General features: G+C 59.6%; 25 protein-coding genes. 14 read left to right on the top strand and 11 right to left on the bottom strand.

The window, feature by feature from the left end:
• Genes phnH through PH558_RS23005 form a run of 6 tightly spaced genes read left to right on the top strand, consistent with a single transcriptional unit; the run spans position 1 to position 5,277 of the window.
• Positions 1–546, top strand: coding sequence for a phosphonate C-P lyase system protein PhnH (gene phnH / locus PH558_RS23030; protein WP_285206743.1), 546 nt, complete (start codon positions 1–3; stop codon positions 544–546).
• Positions 546–1,640: a carbon-phosphorus lyase complex subunit PhnI gene (locus PH558_RS23025; protein ID WP_285206742.1), complete on the top strand. Its 1,095-nt coding sequence runs from the start codon at positions 546–548 to the stop codon at positions 1,638–1,640. Before phnH ends, PH558_RS23025 begins: the two co-directional genes overlap by 1 nt.
• Positions 1,637–2,548 (top strand): alpha-D-ribose 1-methylphosphonate 5-phosphate C-P-lyase PhnJ, encoded by a 912-nt coding sequence (locus tag PH558_RS23020; RefSeq protein ID WP_285206741.1) that lies wholly within the window; start codon positions 1,637–1,639, stop codon positions 2,546–2,548. The genes PH558_RS23025 and PH558_RS23020 overlap by 4 nt, the downstream gene beginning before the upstream one ends.
• A complete protein-coding gene (locus PH558_RS23015) occupies positions 2,548–3,375 on the top strand; it encodes an ATP-binding cassette domain-containing protein (protein WP_285206740.1) in 828 nt (275 codons plus the stop codon). The genes PH558_RS23020 and PH558_RS23015 overlap by 1 nt, the downstream gene beginning before the upstream one ends.
• 14 nt (positions 3,376–3,389) lie before the next feature.
• Entirely contained in the window at positions 3,390–4,136 is a 747-nt protein-coding gene (locus tag PH558_RS23010) for a phosphonate C-P lyase system protein PhnL (protein ID WP_285206739.1), read from the top strand.
• The gene (locus PH558_RS23005) at positions 4,123–5,277 is read left to right on the top strand and encodes an alpha-D-ribose 1-methylphosphonate 5-triphosphate diphosphatase (RefSeq protein ID WP_285206738.1); all 1,155 of its coding nucleotides are present in this window, start codon (positions 4,123–4,125) and stop codon (positions 5,275–5,277) included. Before PH558_RS23010 ends, PH558_RS23005 begins: the two co-directional genes overlap by 14 nt.
• Positions 5,278–5,354: 77 nt before the next feature.
• Here PH558_RS23005 and PH558_RS23000 read toward each other — a convergent pair whose 3' ends face one another.
• A complete protein-coding gene (locus PH558_RS23000; RefSeq protein ID WP_285206737.1) occupies positions 5,355–6,164 on the bottom strand; it encodes an SDR family oxidoreductase in 810 nt (269 codons plus the stop codon).
• 6 nt (positions 6,165–6,170) lie between these two features.
• Complete coding sequence (locus tag PH558_RS22995) at positions 6,171–7,364, bottom strand: phytanoyl-CoA dioxygenase family protein (RefSeq protein WP_285206736.1); 1,194 nt, start codon at positions 7,362–7,364, stop codon at positions 6,171–6,173.
• 108 nt (positions 7,365–7,472) lie between these two features.
• Here PH558_RS22995 and PH558_RS22990 point away from each other — a divergent pair, with 108 nt between their 5' ends.
• Entirely contained in the window at positions 7,473–8,492 is a 1,020-nt protein-coding gene (locus PH558_RS22990; RefSeq protein ID WP_113407203.1) for a LacI family DNA-binding transcriptional regulator, read from the top strand.
• Between the two features lie 46 nt (positions 8,493–8,538).
• Here the strand turns inward: PH558_RS22990 and greA are convergent, their stop codons facing one another.
• Positions 8,539–9,021 (bottom strand): transcription elongation factor GreA, encoded by a 483-nt coding sequence (greA, locus tag PH558_RS22985; RefSeq protein WP_113407204.1) that lies wholly within the window; start codon positions 9,019–9,021, stop codon positions 8,539–8,541.
• Between the two features lie 316 nt (positions 9,022–9,337).
• Between greA and PH558_RS22980 the strand changes: the two genes are divergently transcribed.
• Positions 9,338–9,964, top strand: coding sequence for a LysE family translocator (locus PH558_RS22980; RefSeq protein ID WP_174718638.1), 627 nt, complete (start codon positions 9,338–9,340; stop codon positions 9,962–9,964).
• Positions 9,965–9,989: 25 nt separating this feature from the next.
• Here PH558_RS22980 and PH558_RS22975 read toward each other — a convergent pair whose 3' ends face one another.
• On the bottom strand, positions 9,990–10,673 hold the full coding sequence (locus tag PH558_RS22975) for a GNAT family N-acetyltransferase (RefSeq protein ID WP_113407280.1): 684 nt from the start codon (positions 10,671–10,673) through the stop codon (positions 9,990–9,992).
• The gene (locus tag PH558_RS22970; RefSeq protein WP_113407205.1) at positions 10,673–11,164 is read right to left on the bottom strand and encodes a MarR family winged helix-turn-helix transcriptional regulator; all 492 of its coding nucleotides are present in this window, start codon (positions 11,162–11,164) and stop codon (positions 10,673–10,675) included. The genes PH558_RS22975 and PH558_RS22970 overlap by 1 nt, the downstream gene beginning before the upstream one ends.
• A gap of 635 nt (positions 11,165–11,799) precedes the next feature.
• Between PH558_RS22970 and PH558_RS22965 the strand changes: the two genes are divergently transcribed.
• The 3 genes from PH558_RS22965 (at position 11,800) to PH558_RS22955 (ending at position 14,857) form a co-directional block, all read left to right on the top strand.
• Complete coding sequence (locus PH558_RS22965) at positions 11,800–12,609, top strand: WecB/TagA/CpsF family glycosyltransferase (RefSeq protein WP_095437339.1); 810 nt, start codon at positions 11,800–11,802, stop codon at positions 12,607–12,609.
• The gene (locus PH558_RS22960; protein WP_113409513.1) at positions 12,606–13,859 is read left to right on the top strand and encodes an FAD-dependent oxidoreductase; all 1,254 of its coding nucleotides are present in this window, start codon (positions 12,606–12,608) and stop codon (positions 13,857–13,859) included. Before PH558_RS22965 ends, PH558_RS22960 begins: the two co-directional genes overlap by 4 nt.
• A 251-nt stretch (positions 13,860–14,110) precedes the next feature.
• The gene (locus tag PH558_RS22955; protein WP_285206733.1) at positions 14,111–14,857 is read left to right on the top strand and encodes a hypothetical protein; all 747 of its coding nucleotides are present in this window, start codon (positions 14,111–14,113) and stop codon (positions 14,855–14,857) included.
• Positions 14,858–14,901: 44 nt separating this feature from the next.
• Here PH558_RS22955 and PH558_RS22950 read toward each other — a convergent pair whose 3' ends face one another.
• Genes PH558_RS22950 through PH558_RS22940 form a run of 3 tightly spaced genes read right to left on the bottom strand, consistent with a single transcriptional unit; the run spans position 14,902 to position 19,807 of the window.
• Positions 14,902–16,455 (bottom strand): hypothetical protein, encoded by a 1,554-nt coding sequence (locus tag PH558_RS22950; protein WP_285206732.1) that lies wholly within the window; start codon positions 16,453–16,455, stop codon positions 14,902–14,904.
• A 59-nt stretch (positions 16,456–16,514) separates the two neighbouring features.
• Positions 16,515–17,618, bottom strand: coding sequence for a glycoside hydrolase family 5 protein (locus PH558_RS22945; protein ID WP_285206731.1), 1,104 nt, complete (start codon positions 17,616–17,618; stop codon positions 16,515–16,517).
• A 26-nt stretch (positions 17,619–17,644) separates the two neighbouring features.
• Positions 17,645–19,807 carry a GumC family protein gene (locus tag PH558_RS22940; RefSeq protein ID WP_285206729.1) on the bottom strand — a complete coding sequence of 721 codons (2,163 nt, stop codon included), beginning with the start codon at positions 19,805–19,807 and terminating at the stop codon, positions 17,645–17,647.
• Between the two features lie 243 nt (positions 19,808–20,050).
• On the opposite strand from PH558_RS22940, the gene PH558_RS22935 reads away from it, so the two are divergent.
• A complete protein-coding gene (locus tag PH558_RS22935; RefSeq protein WP_285206728.1) occupies positions 20,051–21,463 on the top strand; it encodes a lipopolysaccharide biosynthesis protein in 1,413 nt (470 codons plus the stop codon).
• The gene (locus PH558_RS22930; RefSeq protein ID WP_285206727.1) at positions 21,460–22,602 is read left to right on the top strand and encodes a glycosyltransferase family 4 protein; all 1,143 of its coding nucleotides are present in this window, start codon (positions 21,460–21,462) and stop codon (positions 22,600–22,602) included. Before PH558_RS22935 ends, PH558_RS22930 begins: the two co-directional genes overlap by 4 nt.
• Here PH558_RS22930 and PH558_RS22925 read toward each other — a convergent pair.
• The gene (locus tag PH558_RS22925; RefSeq protein ID WP_285206726.1) at positions 22,555–24,021 is read right to left on the bottom strand and encodes a glucosamine inositolphosphorylceramide transferase family protein; all 1,467 of its coding nucleotides are present in this window, start codon (positions 24,019–24,021) and stop codon (positions 22,555–22,557) included. The genes PH558_RS22930 and PH558_RS22925 overlap by 48 nt on opposite strands.
• Before the next feature lie 331 nt (positions 24,022–24,352).
• Between PH558_RS22925 and PH558_RS22920 the strand changes: the two genes are divergently transcribed.
• Positions 24,353–24,955 (top strand): hypothetical protein, encoded by a 603-nt coding sequence (locus PH558_RS22920; protein ID WP_285206724.1) that lies wholly within the window; start codon positions 24,353–24,355, stop codon positions 24,953–24,955.
• An 83-nt stretch (positions 24,956–25,038) separates the two neighbouring features.
• Here PH558_RS22920 and PH558_RS22915 read toward each other — a convergent pair whose 3' ends face one another.
• The gene (locus PH558_RS22915; RefSeq protein ID WP_095437330.1) at positions 25,039–25,875 is read right to left on the bottom strand and encodes a bifunctional allantoicase/(S)-ureidoglycine aminohydrolase; all 837 of its coding nucleotides are present in this window, start codon (positions 25,873–25,875) and stop codon (positions 25,039–25,041) included.
• A gap of 89 nt (positions 25,876–25,964) precedes the next feature.
• A complete protein-coding gene (locus PH558_RS22910; RefSeq protein WP_285206723.1) occupies positions 25,965–26,555 on the bottom strand; it encodes an ankyrin repeat domain-containing protein in 591 nt (196 codons plus the stop codon).
• Between the last annotated feature and the right edge of the window lie 118 nt (positions 26,556–26,673).

Genomic DNA, 26,673 nt, shown 5'->3' with positions numbered 1-26,673 from the left:
ATGGCACACAATCTCCAGCCGACCCTCGACGATACGCGCACCAACGCCACCTTTGAGGAACTCATGTGGGCGCTGAGCCGGCCCGGGCAGCCGCGGGAACTACCCGCCGAAGGCTTCTGGCCGCTCGCCGAAAGCCTGCTCGATCGCGAATGCAGCTTCCATGTGGCAGATAATCCATCTCTGGACCTGAAAATGGCCGCAACCGGGGCACGGCGGATGCCGCTTGCCGATGCGGATTATATCTTTGCGACCATCGGCTCTGCCGAGAGTGTCGAAGCCCTGTCGAGATTGCGCATCGGCAGCCTGCTTTATCCGGATGACGCAGCGACTCTGTTTGCTCCCGCGCACTTTGGTTCCGGGCAACAACTGCGCCTTACCGGCCCCGGCATCAAGGACAGCGTCACAGTCTCGGTCGAAGGCATCGATCCTGCCTTCTGGCAGATGCGTGCCAAGGTCATCCGTTATCCGCTCGGCTGGGATCTCTATCTCATCGACGGCAAGCGCCTGCTCGGCATTCCCCGTTCCACAAAAATCGAGGTGCTCTGATGGCCTATGTGGCAACCCGCGGCGGCGAATACGCCATCGAACAGGCGGAACGGCTTTTCCGCGCCGATCTCGGCCCGATCACGCGCGAGCGCGTCGAGGCCGTTCGGACCGGGCTTCCCTATCTCATCGATCGGTTGATGGGTGAAGCCTCGCTTTATGAACCCGACCTCGCCGCTCTGGCGCTCGCCCAGGCCGGCGGCGATCTCTACGAGGCGATCCTGCTGCTGCGCGCCTACCGCACGACGCAGCCACGCATCGCCGTCGCCGAACCTGTCGGCCAGCCGGATCTTCTGACGGTCCGACGCATCTCGGCCGCCTTCAAGGATATTCCCGGCGGCCAGATATTGGGGCCGACGCTGGACTACTCCCACCGCCTGCTTCAGGTCGACGTGTTGCAGGGCAATGATTATGTCCCGGAACCGGTGATCCCGGCTGCCAAGCCGGCGCCAGCGACGCAACCCTCACTGACCAGCTGGCAGAAGGCACAAGGGCTTATTCCGAATCATCCGGTCGAAACCGTCGCGCCTGAGGAAATCCCGGATCTGACGCGCGAGCCGCTGCTGTTTCCAGCAGCACGCGCCCACAAGCTCCAAAGCCTGGCCCGCGCCGACACCGGCGGCACGCTGGCGCTCGGCTATGCCACCATGCGCGGCTATAGCGCTGTGCATCCGACGGTCAACGAGCTGCGCCTGGCCTATGCGCCTGTTCGCCTGCGCCATCCATCGGGTACAATCTTCAGCGCGGGCCGCGTTCGTGTGAGCCAGACCGAAGTCATTTCCAAGGCGAAGGAATTGCAACTGGGCTTTTCGGCGACCTTTGGCTGGAACGAGGTGAAGGTGATCGCGGCGGCAACGCTCGACCTTGCCTCCAATCAACCCAATCCGCATCCGGCCGCCAATGAGGAATTCGTTCTCTATCACACCGAGCCGGTCGAAAGCTCCGGCTTCTGCATCCACTTCAAGCTTCCGCACTATGTGACGTTCCAATCGACCCTCGATGCGCTCCGCCGCGTCAAGACCGACAAGGACGCTGCCGCCGCAAAGCCGGTCGTCACCGAAAAGCTTGCCGCACAACAGGAGGAGGTCGCGCTATGAAACTTCAGGAACTGACCAAGCCCTGGATGGCCTTCAACTACGGCTTTCTCGATGAATCCGCCAAGCGCGAAATGCGCCGCCGCATTCTGAAGGCGATCGCCGTACCTGGCTATCAGGTGCCCTATGCCAGCCGCGAAGTGCCAATCGCGCGCGGCTGGGGAACGGGTGGCCTGCAGGTGACGCTGACGCTGCTCAAGCCCACATCCGTCGTCAAAGTCATCGACCAGGGATCGGACGATTCCGTCAATGCCAGCAGCATCCGCAAGTTCGTGGCGCGGGTTGGCGGCGCCGTCGAGACGGAAGACACGATGGCCGCAACCATCATTCAGTCCCGCCACCGCATTCCGGAGGAAAAGCTGCGCGAAGATCAGGTCCTGGTACTGCAGGTTCCGAATCCGGAACCGTTGCGCCCGGTGCAGCCGGATATGTCCGTCGCCCGCGAAATGCATGGCGATGCCGATTATGGGCAGCTGTGGCTGGTGCTCTACGAACAGCTCGTCAAATCGGGGCGGATCATGCAAGGGTCCAGCTATCCGAGCATGGTCAACGGCCGGCATGTGATGACGCCATCGCCGATCCCGCGCTGGGACGTGCCCAAGCTCAATCAGGCGGGCCACCTGACAATCCTGTCCGCCGGCCGCGAGAAGCGCATCTTCGCCGTGCCGCCCTATACGCGCGTCGAACCGCTTATTTTCGATGATGTGCCCTACCGCGTCGAAGATCACCAGGACAAGACCTGCTACCGCAGCAACGTCACCGGCTTCTTCATGAACGAGCTGCCGCAGGAGGATGGCTCTTCACAATACGAACTGTCCGACAGCCATTTCGGCGTGAAGCACATCCGCAAGTTGGAAGCCGAAGCGGTCGAGATCGGCGAGACCTGGTACAAGAATGGAAGGATGGACTGATGGCCGCGCTTGATACCACCCAATCGGCAGAGCTGACCCGCCAGCCGCCGCGGCTGATGTTGGCCGAACCCATCCTGACGATGCGCGGCATTGCGCGCAACTATGGCAATGTCACCGCTCTCGGCGGCGTCGATGTGACGGTCTATCCGGGTGAAGTTCTCGGCATTGTCGGCGAATCCGGCTCCGGCAAGTCGACACTGCTCAGGATGATGAACCTTGAGGATACGCCCGACACAGGCATCTATAATCTTGCTCTTCCCGGGCACGAGGGCCGCAATCTGTTTACGCTCGACCGCTTCGGGCGGCGAATGCTGAGAGCGCATCATATCGGGATCGTCTATCAGAATCCGCATCTCGGCCTGCTGATGAACCACACCAGCAGCGGCAATGTCGCCGAGCGCCTGCTGATTGCCGGCAACCGCAATTTCGCCGAGCTGCGCGAACGGGCGCGCCAGTCGCTCGATGCCTCCGAATTTCCGATCGAGCGCATGGACGCCCGGCCGAACGAGCTTTCCGGCGGCATGCAGCAGCGCGTCCAGCTCGCCAAGGCAATCGCGCTCGAGCCGGCCGTCCTGCTGCTCGACGAGCCGACGACCGGCCTCGACGTCAGCGTCCAGGCACTGGTGCTCGACACGCTGAAGCGGCTGCAGCGTGAGCGTTCCATCACCATGGTTCTGGTTTCGCACGATCTCGGTGTCATCCGCACGATGGCAGACCGGGTTATGGTCATGCGGCGCGGCAAGGTCGTGGAACAGGGCCTGGCCGACCAGATCTTCCAGGATCCGCAGCACGCCTACACGCAGCAGCTCGTTCACGCCAAGCTTTGAGGGAAACGCTAGAGATGAATATTCAGGTTTCCGCCAGACAGGCCGCATCTCCGGTGCTGCGCGTCCAGGGCCTTTCGAAGCAATTCGAAATGCATCACCTCAAGCGCACGCTGTTTGCCTTCGAGAATATCGAATTCGACCTGAATGCGGGTGAATTCATCCTGCTTAAGGGCGAGAACGGCGCTGGCAAATCGACGCTGCTGCGCACGCTCTACCGCTCTTACCTGCCGCGCGCCGGCCACGTCTATTATCACACGCAGGAAGGGATCATCGATCTCGCGACGGCGGCGGATGTCGACATTGCCGTGCTGCGCCGCCGCGAAATCGGCTTCGTCACGCAATTCCTCAATGCCCGCCCGCGCGTTGCGGCCGAAGAGATCGTTGCCGAGCCGCTGAGGCTGGCCGGTACGCCGCATTCCGAAGCCTTGGCCGAGGCGCGGCGGTGGCTCGATGCCTTCGGCGTCAAGAAGCAGCTCTGGTCAGCCTATCCCTCAACCTTCTCCGGCGGCGAGCAGCAGAAGGTCAATCTGGCCCGCGCGCTCATCCTGCCGCAGCGCCTGCTGCTGCTCGACGAACCGACCGCTTCGCTCGACTATTCCGCCCGCCGGGCACTGGTCGAAAGACTGACACAGCTCAAAGCGTCCGGCGTCGCGATGATCGGTGTCTTTCACCATCCGGACGATGTAAAGGCATTGATCGACCGGGAACTTCATTTGGAAGCCATCAAGATCGAGGACGAGCAAGACGATGTGGCTGAGTAATTTCGAAATTATATTACAGGATCGCGTGATCGAGCGCGGCGCTATCAGGATCGAGGATGGACTGATCGCTGAAATCAGCGAGCGGCCTGTCGAAGGAGCGGAAGTGGACGGGCACGGCCGGTTTCTGCTGCCCGGCTTTGTCGACATGCATGGCGATATGATCGAAAAATGCGTGGAGCCGCGCGTCAATGTCCGCATGCCGCTCGAACTCGGCGTCTACGACCTCGACAAGATGCTCGCCGCAAATGGCGTGACGACAGCCTACGCGGCCGTCGCCTTCACCCCGGCAACGTACGGCCATGTCCGCTCCATAGAGCATACCCATGCGATGATCGAAAAGCTCGCATCGATGCGGGAAGAGCTTTTGATCGACCACCGCATCCATGGCCGCTTCGAGGTGACATTCCTGCCTGCACTGAAAGAGGCAAAGACCCTGATCGACGCCGGCGCGCTCCACCTGATTTCGCTGATGGATCACACGCCGGGCCAGGGACAATATCGCGATATCGAGCTGCATATCGCCAATACGGCAAAGGCCAAGAAGATCAGCGAGGTGCAGGCGGCAGAACTCGTGAAACAGCGCATGGCGGCCCGCTCCGAGCATGGCGACAGCATGGACATCATCAACGGCCTGGCGGAACTGGCCCGCGAGCACGGCGTCGTGCTTGCCTCCCACGATGACGACACCGTCGAGAAGGCAGCACTGCTGCACAGCCTCGGTGCTGCAATCAGCGAGTTTCCGATCAATATCGCGACGGCCACCGAAGCAAGACGGCTGGGATTGGCGACGGCCATGGGCGCGCCGAACGCGCTGCGCGGCCTTTCCTATTCCGGCAATCTTTCCGCGCGGGAAGCCTATGAAGCCGGCGTGCTCGATATCCTTGCGAGCGACTATCACCCATCGGCCATTCTGCCTGCTGTGATCGCGCTCGCGGAAGTCGGCAAGGGCGGCCTTCCCGCCTCGGCGGCATTGGCAAGCGCCAACCCGGCAAAGGCACTTGGCCTGAATGATCGCGGCCGCATCGCCGAGGGGCTACGCGCCGATCTCGTGATCGCAGAACGCGGCCGGGTACCGCGGGTGCGCGGCACGATCCGCGGCGGCAAGATGGTCTGGTCGGACGGAACCATCAAGAGTTTCTAAGCCATAAGGCAAGGCAGGCGTACCGAGCAGCACCGGTCGTCGGCGGGAGAGAGGGAACACCTTCCCGCCAATCCGCCTCACATGGCCCTCTGCGGATGCGGCGATCCTTCATAGGCGCCCCAGATCGACTGATCGAAATTGATCGTGGCGCCGGTCATCAGACCGGATTCCTCCGATGACAGGAAGGCGACGGCGCGTGCGACCTCGGCCGGATCGACCAGCCGGCCGAACGGCTGCTCGGCGGCGGCTTTTGCCAGCCAATCCTCCGCAGCCCCATGATATTCGCGTTGAATGCGATCCTCACCATCGCTCGACATCCAACCGATATTGAGCGCGTTGACCCTGATACGGTTCCTGAGCAGCGAGAAGGCTGTATTGCGGGTCAGCGTATCCAGCGCGCCCTTGGAAGAGCAATAGGCGCTGATGAAGGGCTGGCCGGCCATCGCCGACATCGAAGAGATATTGACGATCGTGCCTTCGATGCCATTGGCGATCATATTCTTGATCGCGTCCTGCATCAGGAAGAAGGGTGCGCGCACATTCACGGCGAACATCCGGTCGAACAGATCCGGATCGGTGTCGAGAATGGTGCCGCGGTCGGTGATGGCGGCGACATTGACGAGCGCATCGATGCGACCGAATTTTTCGACCGCTGTCGCGATGACTTTACGACAATCCTCGACTTGACCCAGATCGGCGGCAACGAAAGCGACCGGTATTTTATAGCGGTCGCCAATCTCCCATGCCTTCGCCTCGCCCTTGGCGGTACTGCGGCCGCAAATCGTCAGGCCGGCTGCACCCCGCTCGGCAAAGAGCCGCGCGACTTCCGCACCTAAGCCTTGCGTGCCGCCGGTCACGACGGCGAATTTTCCATCCAGTCGGCTCATTGGGTCTCAAGCCTCCCTGCGTGCGGCATGGGCGGCGATGAGTTCGGCAAATCGCTTTGCGTCCGTCCCGGCATCGATCGCCTCAGCCATGATCTGCGCCTGGGTTTTTGGCGCGAGGCCCCCGACCGGCGGATCGCTGTCGAGATTGGTCGGGAAGGCATAGCCCTCGGCCGTCGATGCGATCACGTTCGCAGCTTCTGCGCGGCTCAGCGTGCCGGCATTAAGCGCAGCGACAAGCGCAGGATAGACCGTCACCGACATGCGGCTGCGGTTGACGCTCTCCATCGCCCGCCCGAAGGCCGAGGAGACCTGCAGGAGATTGGCCATGCGATAGATGTCTTTCGAGACATTGTTACCGGCCCCATGCATGACGGCCGGATTGAAGAAGACGGCATCGCCCTTCTTCAGCGGCAATTGCACGTGATGTTCGGCGAAATAGGCCTGAAATTCCGGCCGGCCGAAGGCGATATAGCCTTCGAAGAAGGTCTGCGAATAGGGTAGGAACAGCGTCGGTCCACTTTTGAGCGGCATATCGCAATGCGCGACCGCGCCCTGCAGCGTCAGCAGCGGCGAGACGGCATGGATGTGGCCAGGATAGGCCTGCATCTGCTGCGGCGACATGAAGCCGAGATGATAGTCGCGATGCGGCTTCTGCGCGGTACCGCCGGGATTGACCCGGTTCATCTGTGCGGTCATCTGATAGCCGACTCCGAGCCAGGCCTCCGACACTAGGGCGACGGCAGTGGAGGCATAATAGCGGGCAAAATTTTCCGGATCCGTCAGGCAGTGTTTCTCCAGCGCATTCCAGATGCGGTCGTTGGCGCCGGGCTTGGCGAAATGATCGCCGGCCTCCTTACCCTTCTCTTTTTCCTCGCGGACGATGGCTTCGAACGCGGCAGTCGCGCGATCGACGACTGCCGTATCCGGCATGGCGTTCTTGATGACGACGATGCCAGGACCTGAGGTAAAGGCTTCTACCCACTCGGCCATCAGGGCGCGACGTTTGTCTTCATCCCCGGCGGCGCTGCGAACCTTGTCGCCATCATAGATGAGGATGTTTTTCTCGATCCCCGCCGCCAATGGCCAGTCCGCCAGATTGGCGGTCTTTTCGACCAGACCTTTGAAAGTATCGAAATTGCCGCAATCAGCCGACAACCAAACCTTTTGGCTTCGTCGGCTAGCGAGCGTCTGAGCGTCCATGGTGTTCTCCTCCCAAAGTGACGTTGGACTTATGAGGTTGATCCTAGTCTCGGTCGGACTTATGAGAAAGAGATAAAACCCCTCAAAAACACCTCAGAAAGAACAGCCTTGAAATCGCCTTTCCCATTGAAAGACATCGCGCTGCAGGCTGGTCTCAGCCTCGCGACGGTCGATCGGGTCATGCATGAACGCCAAGGCGTCCGCGCCGTGACCCGCACGCGGGTCGCAGCGGCGATTGCCGAGCTGGAGCGGCAATATGTGCAATCCGGCTTGGCGGGGCGTCGTCTCGTCATCGATGTCGTCATGGACACGCCGCAGCGCTTCTCGGCGGCCGTTCGCGACGCCTTCGAGGCTGAATTGCCCGGCATGCGGCCCGCGTCATTTTCCGCACGCTTTCATGTAGCCGAGACGATGGGCGAGGCCGAGCTTCTATCCATCCTGCGTGTCATACGCCGGCGCGGCAGCCATGGTGTCGTGCTCAAGGCCGCGTCGACGCCGGCCATTGCCGATTTCGCTGCCCAACTCATGGCAGCAAAGATCCCGGTTGTTACACTGGTGACCGACCTGCCGGAAAACTCCCGTATCAGCTATGTCGGCATGGACAATCGTGTGGCAGGTTCGACCGCCGCTTATCTGCTCGGCCGCATGGCCGGCGAACGAGCGGGCAAAGTGTTGGTGACACTGTCGAGCAGCCTTTTTGCCGGCGAGGACGAGCGTGAGCGCGGATTTCGCGATGTGCTTGCGGAGCGTTTCCCCCATCTTTCGGTCGTCCGAATTTCCGAAGGGTTCGGCGTCGACCGCACGACGGAACTGCTCGTCCGCGACGCGCTGGAACGCGAGCCGGACATCCGCGCGGTCTATTCGGCCGGCGGTGGCAATCGTGCCATCTTGAAAGCCTTTACCGAGGCCCGGCGCGAATGCTCGGTCTTTGCCGCCCATGATCTCGATCAGGACAATATCCGGCTGCTCGCCGCCGGCGAGATCACCTTCGTTATCCATCATGATCTGCGCCATGACGCGCGTAGCGCCTGCCAGCTCATGCTCGCCTATCACCGGATGCTTCCGGCCGATTTCCAGGTGGCGCCCTCGAGGGTTGCTGTCGCAACGCCGTTCGAGCCGGCGCATTGATCGAAAACTGCAGACGTGCGCTGAACGAGGGCGCGCGGGAAAACCGCTATTCGATCGCCGTGATCTCCAGTTCTTCCTTGCCAAGGGTCAGGACATCGCCAACCGTCTTTCCCATCAGCAATCTTGCAACGGGTGAGACGTAGGAAATCGATCCCGCCTTGGGATCGGCCTCGTCCTCTCCGACGATGCGATATTTTTGCACGCGGCCATCCTCACGGGTGTAGGTGACCGTGCTTCCAAAAGCGACGACCTCAGAGGAGGCCGGCGCCGGCATGACTTCGGCGGTTCGGACCCTTTCCGCGAAATAGCGCGCATCGCGCAATGGAATAGCCGTCTGCCGCCGGCGTTCGTTGATATCCTCGATCGCGCTTGCTGCTTCATAGGCTTTGCGCGCGTCCTGAAGCTGCAATTCCAGAGCCTTCAGTCCCGCCTCGGTGACGCGGTTCGGATGCGGGGAAATCGGCCGGTCGGGCAACACGGTTTCGGCTGCCGTTTCAGCGCTTTCTTCCTTCATGAACGCAGTGCTCAATTTCAAACTCCATTGCGAAGCGCTAAACGTTGAAATCCCGTCGGGATTGTCTTTTCCATGAACAATTTAGACGACCTGTCTTTAACCATGGGAAGCAAGTCGACCCCATACTATAGACCAGATGGCAATGCTGGAGGAATAGAACAGCCGATAGAAAGCCTAGATCGCCGAAGAGGCCGGATTCCCGGCAGCGGACATAGCCAACAGGGTTGTTGCAACGATCTCTAAAACGATTAGTCTTCAAGGCAGCTAACAACGGATACAAGGTTTCCATGTAACGGAGACTTTGAGACGGCACCCAACTTCAGAGAGATCGATGATCAGCCTCGGTGTTTTGACGACTTATATATTGGTGGTATTTGGCCTGATGGTCATTCCAGGGCCTGCCACGTTGCTCACGCTCGCCAGGGCGGTCAGTGGCGGCAAGCGCGTGGGATTGGCTACCGGCGTTGGAATCGCCGCCGGCGATCTCTTCCATACGATGATGGCGACCTTCGGATTGTCGGCATTGCTGGCCACATCCGCGCTGGCCTTCGAGATCGTCAAATATGCCGGTGTCATCTATCTGATCTATTTGGGTTTCAAGGCTTTTGTCGAGAAAAGCGGTAGCATCGACCTGCCGACTGCTCAGGCTATTACTCCCATGCGCGCGTTTCGGCAGGGTTTCTTCACCGAGATCCTCAACCCGAAGACAGCGCTTTTCTTCCTGGCCTTCCTACCGCAGTTCATCCATCCGGAAAGCGGGTCCGTCATCGGGCAATTCGCGCTGCTGGGAGCGATCTTCGTCATCCTCAGCATCGGCGTGACCTCGCTTCTGGCGGTCGGTGCCGGCTCGATCGGTGGTTGGCTGCGCCGCAACCGCACCATCGGCCGATGGCAGGGAAAGGTCATAGGCACGATCTATATGGCATTAGGCCTGAGGCTCGCGCTGCAGCAGCAGTGATCGCCCTTACTGCGACAAAGGAAAATCAAACCGCCCGCCGTTTGACGACGCAGAGGTTCATCTCAGAGCGGAGGCGAAAGCCCATCGCTTCATAGAGCGCAATTGCGGGGGCGTTCGTGGTGTAAGCGTGCAGATAAGCGGTTTCACCTCGAGCTGCGATCTCACCAGCCACGAAACGGAAAAGCAAGGTGCCGAGGCCGCGCCCCTGAAAATCAGGATGGGTGCAGAGGCCGCTAAGCTCGGCAAATCCTGTCTGGCGCATGCGCTGACCTGCCATGGCGACAAGACGCCCATCGATCTTCACGCCCCAGAAGGAACCGAGGCTCTGCGCGCGCAGCGTGAAGGGGCCAGGCTTCGTGAGCGTGGCAAGCGCCAGCATATCGGCGGCATCGGCCTCCGTCAGCGGCACGACCCGGCGATCCGAGATCCGCTCGGAAGGGCGCTGCGCCATCATCTGCACGAGCCTAGCACTGGAAAGGGTCACCAAACCTTCCGGAACGATGATGGGTTCGGCTTCAACGATCGCCATGACCTCTTCTCCGGAAGGCAGCCTTGCCAGAGCTTCGAGACTTTCGACCGAATTATCCGCAGACGCCGCAAAGGGCACGATGGAAGGCGGGTAGCGGCGCGCATGCGCGTTGCCCTCTGCCAGTGACGCGTGGGCGGTTTCGAGGGCACTCCAGATCGGGCGGTCGAGAATGTGGCTCATCATTGCTGCTCCTTGCCGAGGTTGCCGCGTCGCTTGAGCGGAGCTTCGGCCAACCCGTCCTCGATTGCGGCCAGTTGTTGCAATATCGGCCCGGAAAGATCGCCGCAGAGCTCACGGACCGCCTGCTCTATGCGCGGCCAGACGGATTTTTTCGAATAATCGATAAGTTCCTGTCCCTTGGAAGTCAGCGAGATCAGACGACGACGCTGGTCTTCGGTCGAGGCCTGCATGTCGACATAGCCCAACTCCAGAAGCTGTGAGACGGTGCGCGTCGCGCCCGGCTGTGTGATACCGGCAGCCTGGGCAAGTTCGCCGATCGTCAGCGGACCGGCGCGATCGATGGCTGCGAGAAACGGATACTGGGCAGACTGCAGAGAGACGTCCAGCTCCTCCATGATCTGCTGCGTGTCGGCCTGCAGACGCTCGCCGATCCGGCGAAACCGGCTGCCGAGACAGAGGAAGCCCATCGCCCTCACAATATCTTCAGTCAAAGCGATCTCCATTTCACAATTTACATAACTATTTATATAACACCTTATGTAAGCGCGATCAAGCCACTGGTGGTCACTTGGAGGATACGGACATACAATCTCAATGATTGCACTCATCGAGCAGTCCCCGACTTTTACACATCGCTGCCATCCGAAGGCAGACTAACGCTGGGGTCGTATATTGTTTGAATCTGGAACGTGCGACAGAACCCTTTAAGAGGGAGGAACAGCTGACGCGCTCCTCCATACCTGCGCCAGTCGCTGTGGTGTTTCCGATGTGCCCACGCGAACAGAATTATTCAGGAGCTACTTAAGCTATTGAAATAATTCTGTAATGCACATTGCGTGGCGAAAGATTTAACTCTACATGAAATTCAGTTCATGCGCATATTATTTATTTAGAAATTTACATATTAACTGAATACTAATAAACGCCTTAACTTTCCAAGTCATATTAGCTAACCATTACGCAAGCGGAGGTAATGGTTGTGCAAGATATTGGTACAGACTCTCAAAGATATTCAGGAAGAGCTTACTCAATCACGACTGGCGTTCAAAAGTCCGGCAACAATGGCTCGGACGCCGCTGATGCGCATCTTGTTTCCGAAGAGCAGATTTTAAATCAGGAGAGTCAAATGAAGCCGGCAGACGCGCCCGAACATGGAGCCGCCATTCATGCTCAAGACTATCCATCTACGCTTCCAAGCGTGTTGATCGGCGGGTTGCCCATCACTGTCGTCAATCGACGCAATGCTGCTTCCTTCATGATCGATGTCGCCCGGAGACGCCGCCGCGACAGCCGGCCCTATTATTTTACGTCGGCCAATGGCGAGGTCGTCGCACGCGTCCATGCCGATGCCAATATCGCCAAACTCTTTCAGCAGGCGGATCAGATCCTGGCCGACGGCCAGCCCTTGGTGATGGCCTCACGCTTGCTCTGCAGGGTGCAGCTTCCCGAGCGCGTGGCGACAACGGATCTCTTTCACGACGTCGCCGAGCTGGCTGAAAGGGAAGGCATAAGCTTCTATCTCCTGGGGGCGACTGAGACGGCAAACCGTGAAGCGGTCGCCGCCGTGCAAACCCGCTATCCCGGCTTGCGCATCGTGGGCCATTGCCACGGCTACCTTGCCGGAGAAGCCTTGGAGCGGAAGCTTGACGAGATCAACACACTCGCCCCCGACATATTGTGGATCGGCCTTGGCGTGCCGCGCGAGCAGATCTTCGTCCACGATTTTGCCGCGCGACTTGCCAATGTCGGCATCATCAAGACATCGGGCGGGCTCTTCGACCATCTGGCGGAGAGAACGAAGAGGGCGCCCATCTGGATCCAGAGAGCCGGTTTCGAATGGTTCTGGCGGATGCTGATGGAACCTCGCCGCCTGTTCTGGCGCTACCTGACGACCAACCCCTACGCCATCTATGCGATCCTGAGGTATTCGAAATGATGAATAGGCGATATTCCGAACTACCAACGAGCGAAACGGACACAGACATAGCCATTGTCGGCGGCGGGCTTTCCGGCACGCTTGCGGCCTGCCTGCTCGGCCGAGCGGGATATCGGGTGACACTCATCGATCGTCATCGCGTCTTTCCCCAGGAATTCCGCGTTGAAAGAATAGGCGGCGAGGCGATCGAAAAACTTCAGCGACTTCGGCTATTTGCACCTCTGTCGACTGCCGCCGTACCCTTCGATGAAATCGTCAACATGCACAAGGGGCATGTGGTGGACCGGACATACGGCCAGCACTATGGATTTTTCTACAACAGGCTCGTCATGGCGATGCGGAGCGCACTGCCTGAAACGGTGAATTTCGTCGTCGGCGAGGTCCGCGCTTTGCGGATCGGAGCGGCGCACCAAAGGATATCGATCCTTGGTCAGGACGAAATCACCACGCGATTGCTGGTGATTGCGACGGGCATGGGTGATACCCTGCGCCGGGATCTCGGTATTCTGCACCGAAAGATCAGCGATAGGCGCCCGCTGGCATTCGGCTTCAACATTCGTCCGCTGCGATCCAATAGATTTCGCCATACGGCCCTGACCTATCATGGCGATGGCGACGGAATCGACCATCTCAATCTATTTCCGGTCCCAGGAACGACACGGGCCAACCTCTTTCTGTTCCGAGACCCGCGAGATCCATGGGTCAAGTCACTGCATGACAATCCGAAAGGGATGCTCGCGGCTGCCTTCCCGTCACTTGTCGACACCTTTGGCGATTTTGAAATCGGCAGCCGGATCGATAGCTGGCTGACCGATATAACAGCTGCCGACAATTGCCGGCAGGATGGCGTCGTGCTGATCGGAGATGCCTATCTGACCTCCTGTCCGGCAGGCGGACTCGGCGTCAGCCGGCTTCTGACCGATGTAGAGCGCCTGTGCTGCACATATATCCCGCAGTGGATGACGGAAACTACCATCGATCACACCAAGATCGCAGCTTATTACGACGACCCGGAAAAGCTTGATATGGACATCAGTTCGGTACAAATGACCGATCGTCATTTCAATTTGACGGCGAAAACCGATGTCGCGTGGCGTTTGCGCCGCCAGTTCCATTTCATGCGGCGACGCATGTTATACGAGCTCGAAAACATAAGCCCTGCTCTTGCAACAAAACTTCATCAGCTCAAGACGCTACGCACCAAGTCTGCGCTGCGATCCGCTGTGCTGAACTCGAAGCCTGTGACATAGCCGGATTGATAAGCAGGCACGCTGTTTCTGGTAATATTCACTAATAGAAATATATTATGTTTCTAAAATGTGAATAACGCAGTTCTGTATTCGACAATATTACGGAGTTTATCATGGCAGTTTTGGGCGCATTTCCTCCTGGACTTACTTGCCGACCGATTGAAGAGAGCGATTGGGATGGTATCATCGATTGCCTCCGCAGAAATTTTCCGACGCGCGATCGAAGCTATTGGGAGCGCGCCGTTACGCGCATGGAAAAACGGCCTTTCGTACCCGACCTGCCGAAATACGGCTTCGTTCTGGATATGTCCGGACGCATCGTCGGCGTCTTACTGGCGCTTTATTTTCGGCACGACGGAGTGGAAGGAGAAGAGCTCCGCTGCAATCTGTCAAGCTGGTCCGTCGATCCGGAATACCGAGCTTTTGCCGGCAAGATGGTGATTGCGGCGCTCAGACGAAAGAATGTCACCTATATCAACGTTTCTCCGGCGCCGGGAACCATAAAGGTCAACGAAGCGCTCGGCTTCCGCCGCTATGCCGATGGGCAGCTTGCTTTCCTGCCGATGCTGAGTGCTGTGAGGCGGCCTTCTCATGTGCTCGAAGCTCGCTCCGATCTTCCAGAAATGTCGATGCTCTCGGAGGGCGATAGGGAGATCCTTCTCCAGCATGCGGCACTCGGATGTCTGTCGTTGATTTGTGTCGACGGCGACGAGGCATTTCCCTTCGTGTTCAAGACACGCCGCATCTTCCATGGCATCGTTCCGAGTGCCCAGGTGATTTACAGCCGCACACCCGAGGAGCTCAGCCGGTGTGCCGGCGCGCTCGGTCGCCATCTCCTGCGAAAAGGCGTATTTCTCTGCGTCGTCGACGCGAATGGACCCGTGCCCGGTCTCGTCGGACGTTACTTTGCCGGAAGCGGAACGAAATATTTCAAAGGCCCCAAGCCGCCCTCGCTTGGAGACCTGACATTCACCGAGCTCGTCATCTTCGGCTCCTGATCACTATTCGTTGCATTGAACGAATAGTGCGAAGATTAACCGCGTTACAGCGAGCGCGATGGCATGTGCTCGCCCGACTGGCTGACCATCCCTCGCGAAATACCGAGCAAGCGCCATCGCGTTCCAAAGGAAACACCGACAAGCAGAAGACAGAAGCCGAGCGCAAGCGGTGAGAAGAATGCTTCCTCCTGCAATACCGCATTGGATGCAATCGTGACGATCGCGACGAAGGCAAACAGGAAATCCGGGTCGCCGCTGGCGAGCAGCTGCTTTCGGGCAGACATCGCCAATGCGGCAAGAAAGCCGAAGAAGACGAAGCTACCCACGCCCATCTGGTAGAGCATGACGCCGACGGCGCTTTCAACCGGGACGGAGGCGACGCCCTCGTCCTGCGCCCGGTCCCAGTCCAGATTGAGGCTCGTACTCGAAAGATTGCCGCCGATCCCCAGGCCTTGCCCGAACGGATTGTGCAGAAATTCGCGAACGCCTGCGATCAGGCCGAGAACATGGTAATCGCCATGGGTGGCACCGAAGAGGATGGCGGCGACCGTCCAGACGATGGCCAGCGTGACGACGGCAAGCAACGTCAATTCCGCACGCGAAGGGCAATAGATCAACCGAGCGCCGATCGCCACCAGCAACATGAACGTCGCACCCTTGGAACCAATGACGAGCAGCAACGGCAACGCGGCAATCGGCAGCAGCCAGCGCCCCCTGAAGAGGAGCCAGGCAGACATGATGCTCAAGCCGTAAGCATAGCTGATCGGGTGAAAGTTCGGACCGCCATTGCGAAAGATCGGCGGAAACAGGTCGCTGAACAGCTTGATGTTGAAGAAAGTCGTCATCATCGTGTCTTCGATACCGCGAAGCACGAAGCCAGTCTCCCTCAGCTTCTTTTCCCATACACCGGCCTCGATCTGAGCCTTCAGGCCACGATGAATATAGAGATCGCCGTGGAACAGGCTCAGGAAATCCATCCGGAAGATCTGTTCCAGATAGCCGTAGATGATGGCGACGGCGCAGAGCCAGAAAATGCCCTTACGCAGATCAATGGGATAGAGGCTGGCCGCCAGAATTGCGATGTGGAAGCATGCAAGCGGCGTAATCGTATTGCGGAAATAGATGACGGCATCCTTCGGCCCACCGTGAACAGTGCCAAGTGCAAGATAAAAGCTCACTATACCGCAGAGCACGAAACTGAATATCAGCCAGGGCCGCAATTCCGTCAGAGCCCGCACGCGGTACTGGAAAGAAGCCATCACGAAAGCGCCGAATGCAGTCATGAGAATGACGAAATTGGCACCGCGCAGCGCATCGAACGTATTGTGATCCGGCACGAAAGGCGTGAACCAGGCGACCACGAGGTTCTGGTAGAGAAAGGAACAGGCAATGACGATCGGGATGCAGCCGGGTTGTGCAATCGACAGGACGAGCGTCAGCGCGAATGTCGCGGCAACCCCGAACGGCGTCCAAACAGCGAAGGCAGAGACGGAAGCTATAACTGCGAGGATGGCGATGAAAAGATGGAACATCGCGTCCGAGCGTAATCCGCTCAGGCTTCCTGCCCCCAAGCCGGCGCGACCTCCGGTAACGCTCATCGCCAATCTCCATTTATCCGCATCAACTGCCATTCCGCATTGCCATGTTCCCCCGCTTTTCAGCCCCCATTACTGCCATCCAGAAGTGCCGCGATCATGGCGTCATCGAAGCCCTCAATGCTGCCTCTGCTCCTGATGATGCCAAAGCCTTGATCGAGCTCCCAATAGGCCCAGCCGATCTTGTTGGTCTCTGCCGCCTGCCGCACGGCTCGAACCCAGAAACGGCGGCTTTCGGCATCGACGCAGAAGTTGAGGACGCCAAATTCGTTCATCGTGACGGGGCAGTCATATGTCTCGGACCAGCGCCTCAACTTCCCGAATTCGGCGGCGATTGCTGCCTCCGTCCATGGCGTCGCCAATTGTTCCTCGATAAGGCTTGCCGCCTGTTCGTCTCCGGCCGCGCGCAGCTTTTGGATGCTCTGCCGGACAAGCGGCGTCTCGATGGTCGCCGGAAAGGGCAAATTCGAAATCCGCGCCAGCGGCGACGCATCCCAGGTCTCGCATTGATGGGTGAAGGCCGTGGGTGAATAGAAATGAATGGCAGCGATCTGATTATCGTCGGCAAGGGGCGGCGTTTCGTCTATTTCCCAGATGCCCTGAGAGGGCGATGGCCCCCAGATCAGCGTATGGTTCGGGCATTTTGATCGCACGACCTCGGCAAGCCGTTGCCTTAGTTGAAGCCAAGCGTCACTCCCCAGAGGCGGCTCGTTCAACAATTCTGCATAGACCGTCTCATTCGGAAGGTTCGCAAGGACGCTGCCTAACGCCCCCCATGCGTCTACCGCCCTTTGCGAACCGGCCTCGAAATCCTGACGGAGAGCCGTGTGCAGACTTTCGGAAGGATGCATGTCGGCAAGAACCGAGAAGCCCAGCCGATTGAGGTTGGCTACGGCAGCCTCGATGCGATGCAACACGCCCGTATCACCTGCCGATAAGAGATCGCCATTGATCGGCAAGCGGATGGTTTCAAAGCCCGATTGGCGAAGCTTTTCGAGCACTGGCGCGCTTGGCGCCACTCCATCACTGTTATCGAACCATCCGGGCAGATTGATGCCACGCGAGGGTACGATGGGCTTGGCTGCCGCACGCGCCACGCCGGCAGCCGGAAGAGCAGCCAGAATGGAGCCGGCTGCCAGCTTGAGAGCGCTTCGGCGTGATATCATCGTCGATCGCAAGCCGCGTCCCTCGTTCATCCCCTTGCAGAGATTCGATCACCCTGCCCTCCGTCGTCAGCCGAGCGGATGGGCCGTACCATTTGGCTGCGACGCGTATCGACATGCTCCGGCGCAATCGTCAGCGTGGCGCTGCGCGCGATCTGATCGGCATCGACCCGTTGGCGAAGCATGTTGGCGATTTCCGCCGCTTCCTCGGCAGGGCTGAGCGCAAAAAGCATGAGATCCGCGTCAGCGAAAAGCGCTGGATCCCAATTGCCATCGACGATGGAAGGCCCCATCAGAAGCACGAAATCGAACGAGCCGGCAGTGATCAATATATCGTCGAGGCCAAGGCGCGCCGACGGTTCCGAATTCTCAGTCACGGGCCTGTTGTACACCACGGTCCGCAGGCCGCTCGCCCCGCTGATGAAGACGCCGTTACCGCTGCGCGCTGGCGCCCCCAAGCCAGGCAAGTCTCCGAACTCGACCACGAGCACATTCTGTTCGGCCTGTTGGAGGCCAAGGCCGACCATAGCGCCCGCAAGTCTCGCAGCCAGCGGCGTGTGAAGCGAGGAGACCAGCAGCACATAGGGTTTCGGATGCTCTCTCAGATGCAGAATGATGCGCCGCATGAGCTGCAGCACATCACGCGAAAAGGCTTCATTTCCGGCCTGGAAAAAACGTCTTCGCATCGCGCGGATGCTGAGATAGGCGCCGACGCCGGCAACACCCGGAAGCCGATACTCTCCAAGATGGACAGGCGCCGGCTCCGCCTTTGCAATTTCCGGCGAGGGGTCTTTGTGAGGTTCGACGTCAAGGAGGCTACGTCTGAAGGGGCTTGTCGGATCCTGTTCCGGCTGATGTCTGGGTCCGCGCACCAGGGCAAGACCGCAGCCGATGATGAGACCGAGCGCGGCGCTGACCGGCAACAGGAGCAGCGGCTTCGGCCAGGTCGGCTGCACCGGCGGAGCGGCGGCGCTGATCACCCGCGCCTCCTGCAGCTGCAGGCCCTGCATCTGCGATGTTTCCTCGGCGCGCTTCAGGAAATCGTCGAGAACTGTGCGTGCCGCCTTCGTCTTCGCCTCCAGCTGCCGCAATTGCACTTGGGCGGCATCCGAGCTTTCCAGCCTTTGGCGGAGGTCGTCGAGCTTGGCCTGCAACGCTGCAACGTTCTGCACTGCCAGATCGGACTTCGCCTTCAATTCCCGCGTGATGCGCTGCGCCTCGACGGCCATAAGACCCTGCATCCTGTCCAACTCGGATCGTAGTCTTTTGATCATCGGATGACGCGGCTGGTACATGGCCTCGTAATTGGCGAGATCGGCAGCCCGTTGATTGTAGTTCTCGCGGAGTTTGACCGTGGCTTCGGAGGAAAGGATTTCCGAGAGCTTGGCAAGCCCGGCCGGCGAGGTGCCCGCGGCAACCGCCTGGGCATATTTATCCTTGGCCCGATCCGCCTCGCTTCGCGCACCAATCAACTGATCTGTGAGCTTGTCGATCTGGGACTGCAGCGTGCCGCCCGCGGAGGCATCGAGGATCTGATGCGAGACCTTGAAATCCCCGACTTCCTGCTCAGCATCGCTGACATTCTTCTGAAGATTGCCGATCCGGCTCGCAAGAAGGGAATTCACGTCGCTATTTGCAGTCTCCCGCTCGCCCGACAGACCGGCCTTGTAGCGATTGACGATGGCATTGGCGATCCGCGCCGCCTTGTCTGAATAGCGGGATGCGAAACTGACATCGATGACATAAGTAAGCCCGGCGCGTTCTACCGTGACGGCGCGTTGGAAATTCTTGAAGATCGAATCCTTCGTAGGATGTGAAGCCAGACCAATACGCGACAGGAGACCGCCGTTTGCAAATTCGGGATCGCTCTCGATATTCTCGCTCTCAAAGACCTTCATCAGCAGATCGCGCGATTCAATAACGAATACCTGGCTTGCGATCGCCGCGCTGTCACTGCCGATGCCGGGCAGAACATTGTTGAGATTTGTCGCGCGCGGATCGCGTGGATCGATCATGACGGAAGCTGTCGCGGTATAGCTCGGCTTTGCCACCACAAGGTAAGCCAGCGCCAGCAGGAGCACGGCAATGGTGCATGTCAACACGGTCAGCCAGCGCTGCCAGAGGATGGTCCACACAGCACCGACATCGAACAGCGGCGGAAGCGAACGCTCGTCAATGTTAAACGGCTTCATCCTGTTCCTCTCCGCGGGCCGCGGATCTCCGGCTCATCGCACATCACTAAATTCAGTATTAGTGAATAATGTTAATCATCCGTTGAATTTACACCTGAGCGTGTGATCGACTTGAGACATCGCAAGTAACCATGTTGCGACTTCGTTCTAGCGCAAGCATCAGTACTTACGATATTAGAGATACATTCTATTTCAGACATTGCAGGCCATTCGGTCGACAGCAATCAGCACAGGATCAGGGCATTGGGTGAGCAAGCCGGCAGCAGCGATACTTTATCGGCCGAAACGCCGCCGCCTGCGAGCAACCTGCGCTTGTCGATCGGCGCGCTTGCCAGGAGCGGCGCCGTTGCCGGTGCCATCAAGCTCGCCAGTGCGGGCCTGTCGTTCCTGATGTTCGTTGCGGTCGCCATGACGACCGATGAGCGGCAGTTCGGTCTTTATAGCGCTGCCTATGCTGGGGCGAGCCTGGTCTCCTTCTTCGCAATAGTCGGCCAGCAAAGCGCAGTGCTCAGGTTCTGGCCGCAATATGCCGGCAACAACGATCTGAACTCGGCAAACGGCATGATGGCCCGTTCCATCCTTGTTGCGCTCATGGGGCTTGCAAGCTTCAGCCTGCTCATTCTCATCATCGGCTTTTTGCCATTCGCCGGCAGACAGACGCCCGAATGGCTCGCGATCTGCGTGGCGACCATGGTGCTGGCCTTCGCGCTCGGCTGGTCGGAATTCGTCGCCTGCGCTCTTCGCGCCAAGAATGCGCTCATCTTCGCGCTGCTGCCACGCGATGTCATTTGGCGGGCAGTAGCAATCCCCGTCTTCGTGCTTGCCCATTTCATGCAAATGAGAATGAGCGCGGTTACCGCAACCTACCTGACAGCCGGTTTGCTGCTCCTCATCATCGCGCCGCAAACATTCGTGCTTTTTCGCGACACGATCCGCGCGCAGCGCGGCCCGCTTACGAGAGAACAGAAGGATGAATTCAAGACGGTGACGTTCGGGCTCTGGGGCGTCACGGCGCTGCCGCCTGCGCTCAGCCAGGCGAGCACCTTGCTTGTCGCGGCCATTCTAGGCCCAGAGGCTGCCGGCGCAATCTTCGTGGCGGATCGGACGATGCGGCTGGTCGTCCTCGCGCTCAACGGTATCAACCAGGCGCTGGCGCCGCAGATCTCGGCCGCCTTCTACACTGGGGACAGGGCGCATGTGCAGCGTATCACCAGCCTCGCAGCGCTTGGCGGCTTCGTCATCGCCTTGTGCGTGCTGGTATCCTTCCTGATCTTCGGCGACCTGATCCTGTCGATCTTCAATCACGCCTATGCCACGCCGACAATGCAGGTGACGCTGATCATCTTCGGCATCGGCGCGACCATCGGCACCGCCTGCGGGCCGACCGAAATCCTCATGCAGTTGACGGGTCTCCAGCATGCACTTTTCAAGCTGCTTGTTATCGTCAACGCCTTCGGGCTCTGTGCGACGGCGGTGCTGACCTATTGGTTCGGCCCGATCGGCGCAGCGCTCGCCATCGCCGGCACGATCATCGTTTGGTGCGTGACCGCCGTGTCCATCGCGCGCCGTACCATCGGCATCAATCCGTCGATCCTCGGCTTTCTTGCCGGCGAAGACGCGCTTGCCGCCCGCTCCTTCCTGAAAGGCCGCTCATGAAAATCATCCAGGTCCAGACCCAGGCAGAAGCAGGTGGTGCACAGCGGATCTCCGACATGGTCGGCGAGGGACTGCGCGCGCGTGGCCATGATGTGCGAACCGTCTTCATGTATCGGAAGACCGATGTCTACGACCGCGATCCGCACGCTGATTTCATCCTCACCAAACCGCCGCGCGGCCTGCCTGGCCAGATGCGTGCGGCGATTGGACTTGCCGGTTATCTGCGCAAAGCTCGACCGGATGCCGTCATCACCTTCCAGCACTACGGCAATATTTTCGGCACCATCGGCGCGCGGTTCGCCGGTGCAGACCTCATCATCGCAAACCAGAGCGGCGCGCCGCAGACTCGAGGCGTCAGAGGGATCCTGACGCAGATCGACAAGCTGATGGGCACGCTCGGCGCCTATCATGCCAATGTCGTCAATTCGCGCTGGACGGAAGCGCAATTCGAAAGCTTTCCGAAAGCCTATCGGCGCCGAATGTCACGCATCGACCATGGCGTTCCCGCGCTCTCGGTCGCTTTCGACAAGGTGGCGGCGCGCGCGGCCTTCGGTCTTCCTCAAGAAGCCTGGCTCGCCGTCTCTTCCGGCCGCATGGCGCCATCGAAAAACCAGATCGCGCTCGTCGGCGCCCTCGTCCATCTGCCCGATATTCATATCGCCATAGCCGGCACCGGCCCCGAACAAGAGTCGATCGTCGCTTTTGCTAAGGACAACGGCGTCGACGACAGGCTGCATCTCGTCGGCGAAGTGCCTCCCTCCCGCATCTTCGAATTCCTCGCGGCGGGAGACGCCTACGCCTTTTCGTCGTTGACGGAAACCTTTGGCCTTGCCGCCGTCGAAGCGGCCATTTCCGGACTACCGGTGGTCACAAGCAAGCTCGATGTCCTTCGGGAAGTCCTGACGACGGATGATGGTGAGGCTGCAGCACTCTTCGTCGAAGCCGATGCCAAGAGCATGGCTGATGGACTTGCTGAACTTATTGCCAGACCCGAGCTTGCAGCTCAGCTTGCCGCTGCCGGACGGCAGCTGAAGGAACAATATTCGCCGGCGCGCATGTGCGCCGGCTACGAAGCTCTGCTTCTATCCCGCTCACTTCCGCACGGCTGCAATCCCGTCGATAACCTCCAGTCGGCCTGAGCGATTGAGCGTATGGATTTTCGGATAGGGCCAATCGCCATGCGCCGCAATCGGTCGGGGCGGTGATAGACGAACCGTCTTTTCATCCAGCTCCAGCAATTGCGAGATACCGAGCCCGCCGCCGTAGCCGAGCGTTCCGTCCTGGACCGGCAGATAGATATTACCCCGCTCGCGGACGAAGGCGCCGCCCGGGCGCGCCATGCGGCGATCGATGAGAACCGGGTTCAGTATATGCGGCTTCCAGGGGCCGGCAAGCCGGGGTGCATGGAAGACCATGAGCGTATCGGAGGTGCTGCCATAGCCGTCGCGGTCAGTCGCAAAAAGCCAAAGCTGCCCCCCATGCTCGAGCATTGTCGCATCGGAAATCTCGCCTTCGATGAGCACGGCTTCGGGAACCCAGCGATCCGGAAATTGGATGGAGCGATAGAGGACGAGTTTTCCGCCCGAACTTGCTTCAGGAAGCATCCAGATTGCACCGCCGCGCTCGAAGACTTGCGGATAAGAGAGATGGTAAGGCTCTTCCAGCACGCATCGCGGCTCTCCGGGCTTCCCGGCTGCATCGAACGGCACGACGGAGATGACTGCCTTGCCTGTCGCGTGCGGATAATCCTCCACGAACAGGAAGGAACGATCCTCCCATTGAAAGGGAAAGGGATCGGCATAGAAATGGTCTCCCGCATCCGGCAGCTCCGACCAGCCGTTGCCAAGCTCGTAGGTGCTTGCCACACCCGGCTCATCGATAAAGCGATAGCCGACGCGCCAATGCGCATGACGAAAACGTGCGCGCCGCATCACCTCCCGGCCCAGGCGTGGCAGGGCGCTGGCCGCATATGAAGATGCAAACTCCAGCATTCCAGCAGCAGGATTTTCAGGCGCTGTGGATACGGGTTCGTTCACAGCAAGCCGGTTTTCGGCAAGGGCACGAACGGTGGAAACGGCAAGCGTGATAGCACGCGCCAAGACATCTTCGACACCAAGCGAGGCGGACTCCCGCTTGTCGATCATCGGCGAGGCTCGGCCTATCACCGTCTTTCCATCCAGGACGGTTTCGATGACGGGCAAGGCGCCGGCGGCGACGGATATCGGGACCGAGAGGTCCGACCGCGATCCGTCGAACCGCAACGTCATTGTTGGAATATCCGATGGCGCAGCATTGCCGGCAAGATCCAGCCGAAGTGCAGCAGGCCTGCTGCGAATGCTGGTGGGGATTTCCGATAAGGGAGCGGCAAGCGCCGGATCGCGCCGGCGGAAGATTGTTCGCTCAAGAGCCAAAGCAGCATTGACCGCTACCGGCCATGCGTCCGACCTAGACTCATGCAAAACGGCAATGTCGTGTCCCTCCGCTTGCAGACGCGTGATCAAAATCTCCTGCCAACGGCGCGGCGCGGATTTCGGCACGATGATATCGATCGATGGCATGACGCTCCCATCCGCCGCAGCATCGGCGAACCTTCTGAGGCATGGGAACTACATTTATTCGGGAAAGCTTACTTTCCCGTTATTCTAAGGTTGTATCGAAGAATTGCGCGTCAGTACCGGTCATGAAGAATTTCCGTAAGTAAATTCGGATGCTCGCAGCACCCATGGTGGAGCGCCGCGATCGCCTGTCGCCTAAAGCGCGTCGCAGGCAGAAGCCACACGCTTCATCACCGCCTACGCGGACACGACACCTGCCAACCTCAGCTATATTATCACGGCAAACGGACGCATCCTTTCGGTCAATTTGACCGGAGCGGTGCCGACAAACCTGATGCGCATCGTCGATATCAACAGCTTCGACATCGGCGTGAACTCCCAAGCCACGGCGCCGGCAAAGCCTGTGACCATCACCCCGACACAGGCGCAGGGGTGGTACTACAAAGTCATCACGATCCGTGTCGTCAGACCCAATGCAACGGCCGAAACCGTGGTCGGCACCGTAACCTATCAGCCGACAACCCATAACAACGATGGCCAGGGCACCATGACGGCCGTCCCGTCCGGCCCGATTACGCTAGGCCAATATACCAAGCTCGTACTGCAGATGGACGTCAAAGATGATGGCTGTCCGCTTGGCAAGGCCGCGTCCATCTCGAACAACAACGCCGTAAACTGCAACAGCAAGAACTCGGCCGGCACAAAATACGATCTGGCCCTGCGGACGGATGATCCGAATACGTCGAATTATCTCTTCGTCGACGGTAGCCAACTTCCAAAGGGCGTCACCTTGCCGATCGAGAACTATTTCGGCTGCCGGGCCGCACAAAAGCACGCCTGGGAAGATGGCGGCGGTTGGGATCGACAGGACTTTTTCTATACGATCTCGTCGCAATGCTCCTCGGCCGACGGCGATGCCGTGCCCCTCACGAACTGATGCGACGGCAAGCTGACGACCGGCCGTATCGATGACCCTAAGCCGGCGCCATAGGCGCCGAGCTTGCCGCAAAAACGCGTGGCTTAACGGCGCGCACCGAAGGGACGAAGCGCCATATGGCGATTGACGTCCTTGTAGAGCAGGTAGCGGAACGGACCTGGACCGCCAGCATAGCACGCCTGCGGGCAAAAGGCGCGCAACCACATGAAGTCGCCGGCCTCGACTTCGACCCAATCCTGGTTCAAGCGATAGACGGCCTTGCCTTCCAGCACATAGAGGCCGTGCTCCATGACATGGGTCTCCGCGAAGGGAATGACGGCACCGGGTTGGAGAGTGACGATCGTCACGTGCATGTCGTGCCGCAGATCGGACGGATCGACGAAGCGGGTCGTTGCCCAGCCGCCTCCCGTGCCCGGCATGGCGGACGGCGCAATATCCTTCTCGTTCAAGATGAGCGCCTCCGGATGAGCCAGCCCCTCGACAGCCTCATACGCCTTGCGTACCCAATGGAAGCGGGCGTGAGCTCCGGAGCGGTTGTGCAGCGACCATTTCAGGCCTGGCGGCAGGAAAGCATAGCCGCCCGGCTGGAGAAGATGCTTGCCGGAAGGCAAGGTGAGTTCGATCTCGCCGTCGACAACGAACAACACGCCTTCGGCCTCGGCATCCTGCTCCGGACGATCACTGCCACCGCCCGGCGCCACTTCCATGACATATTGCGAAAAGGTCTCGGCAAACCCCGAGAGCGGCCTTGCGATCACCCAGCAGCGCGTATCGTTCCAGAAGGGCAGATAGCTCGTGACGATGTCCTGCATCACTCCCTTGGGGATGACCGCATAGGCCTCCGTGAATACGGCGCGCCCCGTCAGCAAGTCGCTCTGCGGCGGATGGCCGCCAAGAGAGGAGTAGTATTTTCTTTCCATTGTCCAAGCCCTTCATTCTCATCGTTTCGGGAGGCTGAGGCATACGCCTCCCCGTGGTATTGCATAGTGCCGGAAGTCGGAACACCTCGTTACGTCGCCCCCACCGCCTCCAGTAATTTCACGATCTCGGCATGACCGCGACTGCGGGCATGCTGCAGCGGTGTCACGCCATCATTGTCGGCCAGATTGACGTTTGCGCCGGCATCTATCAACAGCCCGACGATCTCAACATGACGCGAACCGCCATCGCCGAGAATGACGGCCTCGATCAGGGCCGTCCACCCCAACCGGTTGACGTGATCGACATCGATACCCGCCTTGATCAACGTGTCGACGGTTTCGACGTGACCGCGTTCGGAGGCGGGAATAAGCGCCGTGCCGCCGTAGCGGTTGATGCTCTTGAGATCCGCCCCATGGGCAAGCGTCAGCTTGAGAATATCCAGATGGCTGCGAGCGCCGGCATAAAGATAAGGGCTGTCCTCGATATTGTCCTTGGCGTTGACGTCGGCACCCGCCTCTATCAGCGCTCGCGCGGCCTCCACCCTATTGCCGTGTGTCGCGACCAGCAGCGGCGTCGCGCCTTTTGCATCCCGCGCCTCGATGGCGGCGCCGCTATCGAGCAATTGTTGAATGGCCGCAACGTCACCCGTTGCGGCAGCCTTGTGCAGTCGAAGGTCCATTGTATCGCCGAAGGCAAGAAAAGAGGTGCAGACAGCCGTCAGTAAAAACAAAGCCGATAACAGAAGTTTCAATATGCCTTATCCCGTTGGTGTCTCTCCCGGACCCTATCAGGGAACC

Origin of the sequence: Rhizobium pantanalense (genome assembly GCF_030182525.1) — a bacterium.
Classification (GTDB): domain Bacteria; phylum Pseudomonadota; class Alphaproteobacteria; order Rhizobiales; family Rhizobiaceae; genus Rhizobium.
The sequence above is the reverse complement of the archived record's forward strand: the minus strand, read 5'-3'. Positions and strand labels throughout refer to the sequence as shown.